Here is a 13,067-nt window from a genome sequence, read left to right as displayed (position 1 = left end):
GAGGGTCCCCTGTGCTCGAGGTGATCAGGTCTCCCTCGACCCTGCGCCGGCACGCGGCCCGGCTGCGCCAGTGGAAATCCCTGGTCCCCACCCCTCGGGCACTGGCCCTAGCCGGCCGTCAGCTCCAGCGAGCGGCCCTCGTGCGGCCCGAGCGACACGGTCAGGACCTGCCCGGCGCCGACCTCGCCGAGCACGGCGCCGGTGAACATGTCCCGGACCGCGGCGCCGGCCGGCAGGTGCGCCGACGTGAAGCACCCGGACGCCGGCCGCTCGGCGAAGTTCAGCACGGTCACCTGGGTGCGCCCGCCGTCGAGCCGGTGGACCATCGCCAGCAGCGCCGGATCCGAGCCGGCCGGCACGTCGGCCTGGACGGCGGTGGCGATGCCGCTCTCGGTGCGCAGCCGCAGGATCGCCCGCAGCCCGGTCACGAACGAGCCGGGATCGCCCAGCTGCTGCGGCACGGAGCCGTAGAGGCTGCGGCCGCGCGGGATCCGCGACGGCGACTCGGTGGCGTCGGGGCGGTAATCCATCAGGTCGTAGGCGGCCCGGTGCAGCCAGCGGGTGTCCCCGGTCCGGGTCAGCTCGGCGACCTGCGAGCGGTGCAGCGTCAGCATGCCGCACAGGTCCCATCCGGACAGCGCGAACACCCCGGGCTGCCACGCGTTGAACATCGCCAGCAGCAGGTGCGCCCGCCGGACCCGGGCGATCTGTTCCGGGCTGAGGTTGGTGATGTCGGCGATGCCGAGCGACGCGGTGATGACGGTGGCGATCGTGGAGGCGATCCCGTTGGTGGTGAACGTGCTGTTGTACGGCGCCCGCGGACCGGTGAGCCGGTCGATCAGCTCGCCACGCACGGTGGCGGCGAGTTCCGCACCGGACAGCTCGGCGCCGCGGAACGGGAAGCACTCACCCGCGTGTGCGCTGGTGAAGTGCACCAGCTCGTACGTCATCTCGTCGTGATTCTGCAGGGCGTGCACCAACCGCATCGGCTGCAGGCCGGCCCGCAGGGCCGTGGTGAGCGTCAGCCGCAGGAACTCGGTGTCGCCGGTGGCCAGCGCGTGCGCGTAGGCCGGCCGGTTGACGAAGTCGTAGGTGAGGTCGGCGCCGCGGTCCGAGGTGCGCGCCATGTCGTCGATGGAGAGGTTCAGTTCCTGGAAGGTGAACCCGCCGACCTTGCGCACCATGCCGGCCACCAGCTGGTTGACCGCCTCGGACAGCGGGTGCCCCTCGGACCAGGCCGGCGCGCCCGGGGTGGCGCTCTTCTCCACGCCGAGAAACCCGTTGGCGTCCAGCCGCAGCGCCCCGGCGCCGAGTGTGCTCAGTGAGTGCAGCGCGTCGCCGATGACCAGCCGCATCCCGGCGAACGTCGGGTCCAGCCAGTTGATCGACGGCTGGCCGTCCTTGAAGTAGTGCAGGTAGACCCAGCGGCGCCGCACCCCGTCCGGCCCGGTGACCGGCGCGGTCGCGCTCCAGTTGGTGTCCTTGACCCCGGGCTCGTGGAAGATCACCCGTTGCAGCCGGCCGACGATGTGCCCGCGCTCGGCCAGCCGCGCCTCCGCCTCGGCGCCCAGGTTGACCGAGTCACGGCCGTCCGGGACGTCGGGCAGCAGCGGCCAGTCCGCCTCCGGGATCTCCACCATGTGATAGATGCCCGGGTAGTCGCCGACCTTCATCTCGGCGAGCCGGAAGTCCGGGCCCTTGCCGGTGTGCCCCGGCACGATGTCGTCGATCACGATGCCGCCGTGCGCGGCCGCCACCTCGCACATCCGCCGGAACTCGTGCTCGGTGCCGAACACCCCGTCGATCTCGGTGCTGATCCGGTCGAAGTAACCGTCCACGCTGGGCGTCGGCTCCCGGCCGAAGATGCCACCGGCCCGCTTGAGCGGGCCGGTGTGCACGGCGCCGATGCCGATCGTCTGGAACGCCCGCCACAGCTCGTCGTCGGCGAGGGTGCCGAGGAACGAGTGCCCCGGCTTGGTGATCATCGAGACCGGGTACGCGGTGAACCACACCGAGGCCGTGGCCGCCGCCGACGCCGGGTTCGGGTTGGCGAACGGGCTCTGCCACACCCGGCCGATCCCGGAGAACTGCCCCGCGATGCGCTCGGCGTGCGCCAGCATGGACCGGTCCCGCAGCCAGCGAATGTAGCCGGAGTCGTCGGGGTCGCTCATGTCCTGTCTGCTACCCGGAAACGTCGGCCTCAACGCCCCGAGTGGAAGCGGCGCAGTGCCTCCAGGGTCTGCGCCGGGTTGTCCTCGGGCAGGAAGTGGCCGCCGTCGAGGCCCGCGCCGGTCACGTCGTCCGCCCACTCCCGCCAGACGGCGAGCGGGTCGTACCAGGCGCCGACCGGGCCCTTCGCGCTCCACAGCACCTGCACCGGACAGGTGATCCGGCGCCCGGCCGCGCGGTCCGCGTCGTCGGCGGCCCGGTCGGTGGTGGCGCCGGCCCGGTAGTCCTCGCAGATCGCGGTGATCACCGCCGGGTCGCTCACCGCCCGGGAGTACTCGGCGAACGTCGCCTCGTCCCGGTCGCGCAGCGCGCCGCCGAACTGGATGTCGAAGAAGAACCAGTCCGGATCCCGGGCGATCATGATCTCCGGCACCGGGTACGGCTGGGCGAGCAGCGTCCAGTGCCAGTAGGTCAGCGCGAACCGGTCGTCGGCGCGGGCCCACACCTCGCCGGTCGGCACGATGTCCAGCACGGTCAGCCGGCGGACCGCCTGCGGGCTGTCCAGCGCCAGCCGGTAGCCGACCCGGCCACCCCGGTCGTGGCCGGCCACGTCGAACCGGTCGTGACCGAGATGCGCCATCAGGGCGAGCACGTCGGCCGCCATCGCCCGCTTGCTGTAGGCGTGGTGTTCCGCGTCGGCCGGCGGTTTGCCGCTGCCGCCGTAGCCGCGCAGGTCCGGGGCGATCACGGTGAAGTCGCGGGCCAGGTCGGCGGCGACCGCCCGCCAGCACAGGTGCGTCTGCGGATATCCGTGCAGCAACAGCAGCGGCGGGCCGGAACCGCCGTACCGTACGCGCAGGGTCTGCTCGCCGACGGTGATCAGGTCCAGTTCGTACCCGTCGAATCCGGGCATGGAGCGTCCTTTCCTGGCGGGCGCCGCCCGCCGCCGCCCGGGGCGGCGGCGGGCATGACCGGTCAGAGCGCGTAGCGGATGGCCGCGATGGCCTGGGCGGTGGCCGCCTTGGACGCGCGGGTGTCCTTCAGCGGGTTGAGCATCATGAAGTCGTGGATCGTGCCGTCGTACCGGACCGTGGTGATCGGCACGCCGGCCGCGCGCAGCTTCGCCGCGTACGCCTCGCCCTCGTCGCGCAGCACGTCCGCCTCGTCGACGATCAGCAGCGCGGGCGGCAGCCCGCGCAGGTCCTCCAGCGTGGCGCGCAGCGGCGACGCGGTGATCTCGGACCGGACCGCGGTGTCCGGGGCGTAGTTGTCCCAGAACCAGGCCATGCCGTCGGCCCGCAGGTGATAGCCCTCGGCGAACTGGCGGTAGCTGCCGGTGTCCATCCCGGCGTCGGTGACCGGGTAGTACATCGACTGGTGCTTGAAGGTCACGTCGCCGCGCTGCTTGGCGAGCAGGGTCACCGCGGCGGTCATGTTGCCGCCGACCGAGTCACCGGCGACCGCGATCCGCGACGGGTCCAGCCCCTCGGACGCGCCCTCCTTGGTGATCCACTGCGCGGTGGCGTACGCCTGCTCGATCGCGATCGGGTAGCGCGCCTCCGGCGACGGGGTGTACTCGACGAACACGATCGCGGCGCCGGTGCCGACGGCCAGCGTCCGGACCAGCCGGTCGTGGGTGCCGGCGTTGCCGAGCACCCAGCCGCCGCCGTGGATGTAGAGCACGGCCGGCAGCGGGCCGGTCGCGCCGGCCGGCTTGACGATGCGGACCCGGACGTCACCCACCGGCGCTGCCACGGTGATCCACTTCTCGTCGACCTCCGGGAGGCCGGTGACACCGGCCTGCACCCCGTCGAGGACCTTGCGGGCCTCGACCGGCGTCAGCTGGTGGAGGTACGGCGGCTTCCCGGCCGCCTCGGCGAACTCCTGCGCCGCCGGTTCCAGAACAATCTCGGACATCTCCTGGCTCCAATCCTGGGGAACGGAGCCGACGCTAGGTTCGCGCAGTGCGAATCCAGTGACACCGAAGTGACAGCGCCAGATAATGACCGGCGTGGATGACCGGTGGAGCGTCACCGAGGCCGGGCCGGGCGCGGACGAGACGCACGTGCTGGCATTCGACGAGATCCTGGCCTCGGACCGCGCGGACCTGGTGGCCGAGGTGGCCGGCGTCGTCGCGGCGTGGCCCGGGGTGACCGCCGTCGAGTCCGCCGACTGGGACGTCCTGCTGATCACCGCGCCCGGCGTACCGGTCGCCCGGCTGACCGCCGCGGTGGACCGCTGGTGGTCGCGGGCGATCGGCGAGCGGCGCCCCTGGATGGACGCGATGGACCGGGCCGCCGAGACGGTCGCCGGTCTCGCCCCCGGTCACCGGCGCGACGGCTGGGAACTGACCCGGGTCCGCGACGCCGAACTCACCCAGGTGATCACCCTGGATCAGGACCTGCGCCGGGAGTCCGTCCTGATCAGAGCAGGCCTGCGGCTGAGCCTGCCGGAACGGGAGGACTTCACCGTCGCGCACGAGGCGATCGGCTTCGGGGACGACGCCGCCCTCGGCGCGATCATCACCGGTCAGGTGCTGCCCGCCCTGGAGGCGCTGCCCTCGGTGGACGCGCTGCTCGACCGGTTCCGGCGGCAGCGGGACGAGAGCCTGCTGCACGCCCACGTCCTGGCGTCGCGCGGCCGGCTCGGCGAGGCCCGCGAGATCTACCAGCGCGTCTTCGAGCGCTGTCAGCCGCGGCAGCGCCCGCACGTGCTGCGGCTGGTCGCCGAGTTCGGTGTGCCGCCGCTGAGCACCGGAACCCACCCGCACCTGACCGTGGGCGAGGAGGCGGTGCTGGCCGCCTGGCAGGCCGGCACGGCCGAGCGGATCAGCCGGCTGCGCGAGCTGAGCGGGCTGCGCCTGGGCGGCACCCGGCGCTCCCTCGACCAGCTCTGGGGCCGGCTGCGGGACTCCCCCGAGCTGTTCCGGGACGCTCTCGCCGGCGCGGCGCCCGCGCTGCCGGCGTCCTTCTACGGCGCGCACACCCGGCACGACATCGAGGCCGGCCGGGCACCCTTCGACCCCTGGCACCGGGAGACGGTGGAGCTGCTCACCGCGTACCTCGGCCGGTTCGTCCTGGGCCGGGCGCGCGACGCCCGCTGGGACCTCGCCGCCGACGGCGAGCTGGGGCTCGCCGGGCACGGCCTGCTCTCCCGCGTCTTCGCCCTCACCCGCGCGGCATTCGCCGCGCCGCGCGAACCGCTGCATCCTCGCCGGCTGCGCCGCCTTGCCAACGACACGATTCTCCGGGTACGGCGCTAGGCTCTTCGGGTACGCCGTCAGGCGGCCAGTCCCACCAGGGCAGCCGGATCACCGGTACGGGAAACCTCCGCGAACGCGGTGAGCAGCCCGAGGTGCTCGTCCGGCGCCACCCGCTCCCCCGCCTCGGCCTCGAGGCGCACCCGCGCCCGGCGGATCAGCTGGCGGGCGTGCGCCTCGGTGATCCCGAGCAGGCCCGCGATCTGCCGGTGCGGCAGCGCGAACGCCTCCCGCAGCAGATAGGCCACCCGTTCCCGGGGCGCCAGGCAGGAGACCAGCAGCGCGATCGCGGCCCGCACCTGCTCGGCCTCGACCACCAGCGCCGCCGGGTCGTCGGCGGTCGGGCCGGACTCGACCGGCCACAGCCCGACCGCGCTCTGGTGCCGGCTGTAGGCGCTCTGGATCCGGGTGATGGACAGCCGGGTCGTCGTCCGGCTCAGGAACGCCGGCGCGTCCCGGACCACGCTGCGGTCGGTGCCGTTCCAGCGCAGCCAGGCCTCCTGCACGACGTCCTCGGCGTCCGGCCCGGCGATCCCGCGGGCGATGCGCAGCAGCCGGTCGCGAACGCCGAGGAAGTCGCGAAGGCCGTCGTCGGTCGTGATAACTCGCATGCCCCGGACGCTAGGAACGTCCAGTGCGGGTCCAGTGCCGAAGAAGTGACGGCCGCCGTCACTCGGCGCCGAGCCGGTCGAGCAGCTGCTCGGCGAGCTTGCCGGCCGGGTCCCCCAGCGTCTCCAGCGCCGCGCGCCAGTGCTCGCGGGCCTGCTCCGGCCGGCCCGTCTCCTCGCAGAGGTCGCCCAGGTCGAGCAGCGCCTCGGCGAGCGCGGAGCGGCTGCCCGCCTGCCGATAGGTCTCGACCGCCTCGGTGAGCTCGGCGATCGCCTCCGCCGGCCGGCCCAGCTGGCGGTGGATGCTCCCGATCACCTCCAGGCAGTGTCCGGCGCCGAGCACGTCGCCGATCTCCCGGGACAGCTCCAGCGTCTCGCGCAGCAGGTCCAGGGCCTCGTCGTGGCGGCCGAGCCGGGCCGTGCTGCCGGCCAGGGTACGCAGCGCCCGCGCCAGATTCGGCCGGTTCCCGGTGGCCCGGAAGACCTCCAGGGCCCGTTCGCTGTGCCGGACCGCCGCCTCGTGCTCCTCCCGCTCGGCCCGCACATAGGCCCAGTTCAGCTCGACCATCGCGGCGCCGGAGCGGTCGCCGATCCGCTCGAACAGCTCACCGGCCCGGGTCAGGTGCCGGACCGCGAGATCCTCCCGGCCGGAGACGGCCAGCGCGCCGGCCAGGCTGCGATGCAGGTGCGCCTGCCCGTCGAGGGCGCCGGCGGCCTCGGCGGCGGCCAGCCCGGTCCGCATGGTCGCCGCCCAGACCGGCAGGCGGCCGGTGAAATGCAGGTAGTTCTGCATGGTCAGGGCCACGTGCCAGGCCACCTCGGGCGGGCCGTGCTCGACGATCGCGGTCAGCACCCGCCACTCGGCCTCGAACCAGGCCATCGCCTCCGCGGCGGTGGGGAACGCCGGCACCACCACGCCGGGGGCGGGCTCCGGCGGGCGGGGTGCGAGCAGGGCGGCGCCCAGGAGCTGGTGGCCCGCGTAGGCGCCGCACCGATAGTGGTCGAGCACCCGGTCCACGGCGGCGCGGCGCTCCTCCGGGCTGTCGTGCTGGTCGCTGAGGTCCGCCGCGTACGCCCGCAGCAGGTCGTGCATCTGATGCCGGCCGGCCCGCACCTGGACGAGCATGAAGGTGGCCAGCTCGGCCAGCAGGGCGCCGGCGGTGCGCTGATCCGTACCGGCCAGGCTGGTAGCCGCGGGCGTGGTCAGATCCGGGCCGGGATGCGACGGCAGCAGCCGGAACAGGCGGGCCGCCGCCGGCGACAGCGCCCGGTAGGACCAGGAGAAGACCGCTGCCAGATCGGTGCCGGCGTCCGGTCCGAAACCGTCCAGCCCGGCGCCGGCCGCGGCCAGCTCACCGGCGATCCCGGACAGCGGCGTGTCCGGCAGGATCACCGCCCGGGCCGTGACCACGGCGAACGCCAGCGGCAGCCGCCCGCACCGGTCGATGATCTCGTCGACCGCGGCGGGCTCGGCCGCCACCCGCCGCGCGCCGAGCCGGCTGACCAGGCTCGCCCGCAGCTCCTCGCGCGCCGGCAGGCCCAGCGGGACCGGGTGCGCGCCGCCGGCCGTGATCAGGCTGGTCATCCGGATCCGGCTGGTGACGATCGCCAGGCTCCCGGCGTCCGCCGGCAGCAGGTGCCGGACCTGCTCGTAGTCGCGGGCGTTGTCCAGCACCACCAGCACCCGGCGGCCGGACAGCATGCTGCGGTAGAGGCCGGCCAGCGCGTGCAGCTCGCCGGGCAGCGACTCCGGCGGCACCCCGAGCGAACCGAGGAAACCGCGCAGCGCCTCGTCCGGGCTCATCACCGCACCCTGGGCGGCGAAACCGCGCAGGTCGGCGAAGAGCTGCCCGTCCGGGTACGCCCCGGCCACCCGGTGCCCGAGGTGCACCGCGAGGGTGGTCTTGCCGACGCCGGGCATGCCGTCCACGGCCAGCACCACCGCCGCGCGCCCCCGCCGGCGGCTCGCCTCGATCAGCCCCTCGGCCCGCGCCAGCACGTCGTCGCGGCCGCTGAAGAACGGATGGTCCGGCGGCAGCTGCACCGGCACCGGCGGCGCGTCCACGCCGATCGGCGCCGGGGCCGCGGCCGGCTGGGCCGGCTCGTCGTTCCGGTGCAGCAGCCGGTCGTAGGCCTCGGCCAGCTCCGGGCCGGGCTCGATGCCGAGCTCACCGGCGAGCCGGGCCCGCACCTCCTGGTAGGCGTCGACCGCCTCGGCCTGCCGGCCGTCGGCCGCCAGCGCGGTGACCAGCCGGGCCTGCAACGGCTCGTCCAGCGGGAACCAGCCGACCGCCTGCCGCAGCACCGGAATGACGGCACGCACCTGCCCGGCGCGCAACGCCGCGTCCGCGGCGTCCCGCAGCGCCTGCGAACGCTCGGCCTCGATCGCCACGAACGTCGGATGGGTACGCACGACAGGCTCCAGCCCCGCCGCGCACGGCCCGTCCCACAGGGCCAGGGCCTCGGTCCACACCGGCACCGCGGCCGCCGGGTCCGGGGCCGACCGGGCCCGCGCGACCAGCCGGCGGAACCGCAGCAGGTCGAGATCGTCCGCGCTGACCCTGAGCTGGTAGCCGGCGGCGTGCCGGATCAGGTGGTCGCCGACCGCCCGCACCGGCAGGTCCGGCTCGATCAGCCGGCGCAGCGTGCCGATGTAGCGGTGCACCACGTTCACCGCGCTGGCCGGCGGATCGTCCTCCCAGACGAGGTCGACCAGCTCGCTGAGGCCGACCACGGTGCCGGCGCGGGCCAGCAGCAGGGCCAGGACGAGACGTTGCTGGCGGCCGCCGAGATCGAGTTCGGTGTCGCCGCGCCACGCCCGCACCGGACCCAGGATCGTGAACCGCACCGCCATGAGCTCAGTAAACCCGCGCCGGGCCAGGAAAACGGAAACGCTCCCGGTGATCGAGATTACTTCTCGCCGGCGAGGGCGGGGCGACTCCGTAGGCTGGCGCCGGTGGCGAACATCCTGTGGGGCCGGGCGGCCGAGCTGACCGCCATCCGGGAGATGATCGGTAAGGCGCCGGAGCGCGGCGGGACGCTGGTCTTCCGCGGCGGCGCCGGAATCGGCAAGTCCGCGCTGCTCAAAGCCGCCGAGGCGGACGCCGCGGGGATGCGGGTGATCCACCTGGAAGGCGTGCAGGCCGAGTTCCGGATCCCGTTCGCCGCCCTGCACACGCTGGCCACCGCGCTCGGCGATCCCGGGCTGGCCGGGCCCCATGGTGACGTGTTCCAGATCTCGGTGCCGCTGCTCGCCAAACTCGCCGAGACCGCCGCCGCGCGCCCGCTGCTCCTGTTGATCGACGACGCGCAATGGCTGGACGGGCCGAGCTGGGAGGCGCTGGCGTTCATCGCCCGCCGGGTCACCGCCGACCCGGTGCTCATCCTGATGACGATGCGCGACGGCGAGGAGGCGGATGCCCGGCTGGCCGGGCGGGGCCTCACCGAGCTGCGGCTCGAACCGCTCACCGAGGCCGACTCGTCGGCGATGCTGAGCGCGCACGCGCCGGACCTGTCCGTCCGGCTCCGCGAGCGGGTCCTCGCCGAAGCCGCCGGCAACCCGCTCGGCCTGCTGGAACTCGCCACGGTCGCCCGGGCCGGCGACGACGGGCTGCCACCGGCCGCCCTGCCGCTGACCACCCGGCTGGAGCGGGCCTTCTCCGCCGCCGTGGTCGAACTGCCGGCGCCGACCCGCGCCGTGCTGCTGGTGGCCGCGCTGGACGAGCACGACGCGCTGGCCGAGATCCTCGGCGCCGCCACGACGCTGGCCGGGGCCCCGGTCACGGTGGCCGATGTGGACCCGGCGATCGCCGCCGGGCTGCTCGCCACCACCGCCGGCAGCGGCTACCGGCTGCGGTTCCGGCACCCCCTCGTGCGGTCCGCGGTGCGGCAGTCGGCGACGCTCGCCCAGCGCCAGCGCGGCCATGCGGCGCTCGCCGAGGTGGCGGTCGACCCGGACCGCGTCCTCTGGCACCGGGCGCTGGCCTCCACCTCGATCGACGAGCAGCTCGCCGACGAGCTGGCCGGCCTCGCCGGGCGGATGCGGCCGTCCCTGACCGCGGCGCAGCTCTGGGAACACGCCGGCCGCCTGACCGCCGCACCCGCGCAGCGCGCGACCCGGCTGGCGAACGCGGCGATCACCGCGATGGACAACGGTGACTCGCGGACCGCGGTGCGGCTGCTCGCCGACATCGAACCGCAGGACCTGCCGACGGCCGCCCGGATCCGGCTCGGCCTGGCCCGGGAATGGATCGCGGACACCGGCTGGACCGGAGCCATGCGGCTGCCCGGTTACATCGACCTCGCCGAACAGCTGCGGCAGGCGGGCAACCACGAGCACGCCCTCAGCCTGTTCGGCCAGATCTCCCCCCGGTTCTACTGGTCCAACCCGGACCCGGGGCTGCGCGCTACGGCCGTCGAGGTGCTGGAACGGCTCGACGTGGACGACGCCCACCAGGCGCTCCACACCGCCGCGCTCGGGATGATCGCGCCGATCGAACGGGGCGCCGTCGCGGTCGAGCGCATGCGCGCCCTGGTCGGGCGCGCCGACCTCGACGCACATCACCTCTACATGCTCGGCACGTCGGCCAGCGGGGTCGGCGCGCTCAAGGAGGCCACCACGTTCGCCGCGTCGGCCGTCGCCGTGCTGCGGGAGGAACGCCTGGTCACCTGGCTGGCACAGAGCCTGATCAACCAGGCGTGGACGGCCGCCCAGCTGGGCGACACCGTGCTGGCGCTCACCGCCGCCGCCGAGGCCCAGGTGCTCGCCACCGACACCCAGCAGCGCCAGTACGTGATGTCGGCGATCCTGGTCCGCGCCCAGGCCGAGGCGCTGCGCGGCAACGGCGAGATGGCCCGCACCCTCGCCGAGCAGGGCGAACAGGCGCTGCTGTCGATCGGCGCGCACACCATGCTGGCGCAGGCGCGCACCGCGCAGGGCATCGACGCGCTCGCCGACGGGCGGTACTCGGAGGCGGTCGACATCCTCGACACCGTCTTCGACACGGCGGACGTGGCGTTTCACCCGTACATCAGGGTGTTTCTGATCGCCCACCTGGCCGAAGCCGCCATGCACAGCGGGCGCCCGGAGGTGGCGCGGCGCCGGATCGAAGATCTGGCGCCGGTCGCCGCGGTGATGCGCTCGCCCTATCTGGACGTCGCGCTGATCTGCGCCGGCGCGCTGCTGGCCGCGGACGAGGAGGCCGAGGAGGCGCTGGCCGGCGCGCTGGCGCACGACCTGACCGCCTGGCCGTTCGAACGGGCCCGGCTGCAGCTCACCTACGGCACCTGGCTGCGCCGCCGACGGCCCGCGCAGGCCCGCCCGCTGCTGCGCAACGCGGCCGGCACGCTGGAAGCCCTCGGCACCCGGCCGTGGGCGGACCGGGCCAACAGCGAACTGCGCGCCTCCGGCGAGACCCGCCGCCGCCAGGACGAGAACATCGACCAGCTCACCCCGCAGGAGCTCCAGGTGGCCCGGCTGGTCGCCGAAGGCCTGACCAACCGGGAGATCGCCGCGCGGCTCTTCCTGTCGCCGCGAACGGTCGGCACGCACCTCTACCGGATCTATCCGAAGGTCGGCATCAGCACGCGCGCGGAACTCGCCGGCTTCATGGCCCGCCTCGACCAGGAGTGACGCAGGCCATCCCGGCAGCGACGGCCATGCAGTCACATGACTGACGCTGTTTCGCACGGCGCGGGCCAGAGTCGAGGATGTCCGGAGCGGCGGCTCCGGCCGAGACTCCGGGGGTAACCATGTCGATCACACTCACGCCTGGATCACATTCCGCTTCCGCTTCGGCGGTGCGCGGGGAGAAGGGCGCCGCGGAGGAGAGCGCGGTGGCACGCGTCCTGAGCGAGGAGCGCGATGCCGGTGACGGGCTGCGCCGGCATCCGAAGCGGGCGACACCGGTCGCCCGGCCACCGGCCTGGTAGCAGGCCCGTCGACCGCCGGGCCACCGAATCCGCAGCGCCCCCTGGGCGCGCGGCGGGCAGCCCGGCTGGCCGCCACACACCTCAACCTGGGCTTCCGCATGCCGGTTCACGTCGATCTTGGACGGCTGGCTCTCAGCGCTGTTTCGAGCGCGTTCAGAGAGCCCCGGCGGTCAGCCGGTTCCTCCGGCTGCGCCTGGGAGTTGCTCCGGCCGGCCTGAGACGACGCGGACGGTCAGCCAGGTGCGTTTCACCGTTGATCGGACAGGCCCGGCGGGCGGTGGCTGGGGCGGTGGTCACTCTCGGGTGATGGGTACGCAGTTTCCGGTCTTGTAGGTGGAGTTCTCGTCCTCGACCAGGCCGTGGCCCGCCAGGGCGATCCGGGCGCAGACCTTTGTGGAGTCGCCGATGGCTCGGGTGAAACGGCTCTCGTCGGTGCCGACGACCGAGGGGCGGTTGTCCTCCACGTACCATTCGCCCTGGTCGTTCTTGGGGGCGTGACCGCCCATCGAGTGGTCCGGCGGATATTTGCCGTCGCCGCCGTAGATGTGCAGGTGGTAGCCGCCGTTGACGTTCGGTTTGGAGCCGGCGTATTCGACCTCGTAGTCGAGGGTGAGTTTGCCGTCGGCGACGACCGCGGACGTCAGGCAGACCCAGCGGCGGTTGCTGCGGATCTCGTCGGTGCACTGTTCGTCGGCCGGCGGGCCCGCGCTGGCGGCAACGCTCGGCGGAGTGCTCGCTCCGGCGCCGGTGAGTTGTTGAGCGCCCTTGTCCCGGTCGTATTGGGCGTAGGCGACTCCGGCGGCGGCGAGCATCACGGCGAGCGCGAGTCCGGCGCCGGCCAGCACGCGTCGTTTCCGGCGTGACATGCCCACCGGGCGGCCGGTCGGAGCCGGACGGCTCGTCCGGGCCCGCCCGGACGGCGGCGCCGACGAGGCGGACGAGACCAGACGCCCGGACCGGGGAGACGGCGCCGGCGAGACCGGGCGTCCGGCCGGCACGGAGGCGACACCGCTGACCGGCGCGGCGGACACCGGCCGCGCCCCGGGCGCTCCGGACAGCGACCCGGGGATCCCGGAATTCGGCGCCGGCCCGGACGACCC

Annotated in this window: 9 protein-coding genes and 1 pseudogene; 4 read left to right on the top strand and 6 right to left on the bottom strand. The window is 74.1% G+C overall.

The annotated features are described in order from the left end of the window. Positions 1–107 precede the first annotated feature (107 nt). The 3 genes from treS to AB0F81_RS37905 form a co-directional block, all read right to left on the bottom strand. The gene (treS, locus tag AB0F81_RS37915; protein WP_360205675.1) at positions 108–2,171 is read right to left on the bottom strand and encodes a maltose alpha-D-glucosyltransferase; all 2,064 of its coding nucleotides are present in this window, start codon (positions 2,169–2,171) and stop codon (positions 108–110) included. Between the two features lie 29 nt (positions 2,172–2,200). Continuing rightward, a complete protein-coding gene (locus AB0F81_RS37910) occupies positions 2,201–3,082 on the bottom strand; it encodes an alpha/beta hydrolase (RefSeq protein ID WP_360205672.1) in 882 nt (293 codons plus the stop codon). A gap of 62 nt (positions 3,083–3,144) precedes the next feature. Continuing rightward, entirely contained in the window at positions 3,145–4,086 is a 942-nt protein-coding gene (locus AB0F81_RS37905) for an alpha/beta hydrolase (RefSeq protein ID WP_360205669.1), read from the bottom strand. A 94-nt stretch (positions 4,087–4,180) separates the two neighbouring features. On the opposite strand from AB0F81_RS37905, the gene AB0F81_RS37900 reads away from it, so the two are divergent. Further along, positions 4,181–5,431 (top strand): hypothetical protein, encoded by a 1,251-nt coding sequence (locus tag AB0F81_RS37900; RefSeq protein ID WP_360205667.1) that lies wholly within the window; start codon positions 4,181–4,183, stop codon positions 5,429–5,431. 17 nt (positions 5,432–5,448) lie between these two features. Here the strand turns inward: AB0F81_RS37900 and AB0F81_RS37895 are convergent, their stop codons facing one another. Both AB0F81_RS37895 and AB0F81_RS37890 read right to left on the bottom strand, forming a co-directional pair. Continuing rightward, a complete protein-coding gene (locus AB0F81_RS37895; protein WP_360205664.1) occupies positions 5,449–6,039 on the bottom strand; it encodes a sigma factor-like helix-turn-helix DNA-binding protein in 591 nt (196 codons plus the stop codon). Between the two features lie 58 nt (positions 6,040–6,097). After that, positions 6,098–8,890: a BTAD domain-containing putative transcriptional regulator gene (locus tag AB0F81_RS37890; RefSeq protein WP_360205661.1), complete on the bottom strand. Its 2,793-nt coding sequence runs from the start codon at positions 8,888–8,890 to the stop codon at positions 6,098–6,100. 102 nt (positions 8,891–8,992) lie between these two features. Here AB0F81_RS37890 and AB0F81_RS37885 point away from each other — a divergent pair, with 102 nt between their 5' ends. Both AB0F81_RS37885 and AB0F81_RS37880 read left to right on the top strand, forming a co-directional pair. Continuing rightward, complete coding sequence (locus AB0F81_RS37885) at positions 8,993–11,668, top strand: LuxR C-terminal-related transcriptional regulator (protein WP_360205658.1); 2,676 nt, start codon at positions 8,993–8,995, stop codon at positions 11,666–11,668. A 167-nt stretch (positions 11,669–11,835) separates the two neighbouring features. Next, complete coding sequence (locus tag AB0F81_RS37880) at positions 11,836–11,967, top strand: hypothetical protein (protein ID WP_360205655.1); 132 nt, start codon at positions 11,836–11,838, stop codon at positions 11,965–11,967. Positions 11,968–12,260: 293 nt separating this feature from the next. Here AB0F81_RS37880 and AB0F81_RS37875 read toward each other — a convergent pair whose 3' ends face one another. Continuing rightward, positions 12,261–12,833, bottom strand: a complete 573-nt coding sequence (locus tag AB0F81_RS37875; protein ID WP_360205653.1) for a hypothetical protein — start codon at positions 12,831–12,833, stop codon at positions 12,261–12,263. On the opposite strand from AB0F81_RS37875, the pseudogene AB0F81_RS37870 reads away from it, so the two are divergent. Further along, a pseudogene (locus AB0F81_RS37870) lies at positions 12,832–13,067 on the top strand (hypothetical protein); the annotation flags it as partial. The gene AB0F81_RS37875 and the pseudogene AB0F81_RS37870 sit on opposite strands and share 2 nt — an antisense overlap.

The organism is Actinoplanes sp. NPDC024001 (assembly GCF_040638955.1).
GTDB lineage: Bacteria > Actinomycetota > Actinomycetes > Mycobacteriales > Micromonosporaceae > Actinoplanes.
The sequence above is the reverse complement of the archived record's forward strand: the minus strand, read 5'-3'. Positions and strand labels throughout refer to the sequence as shown.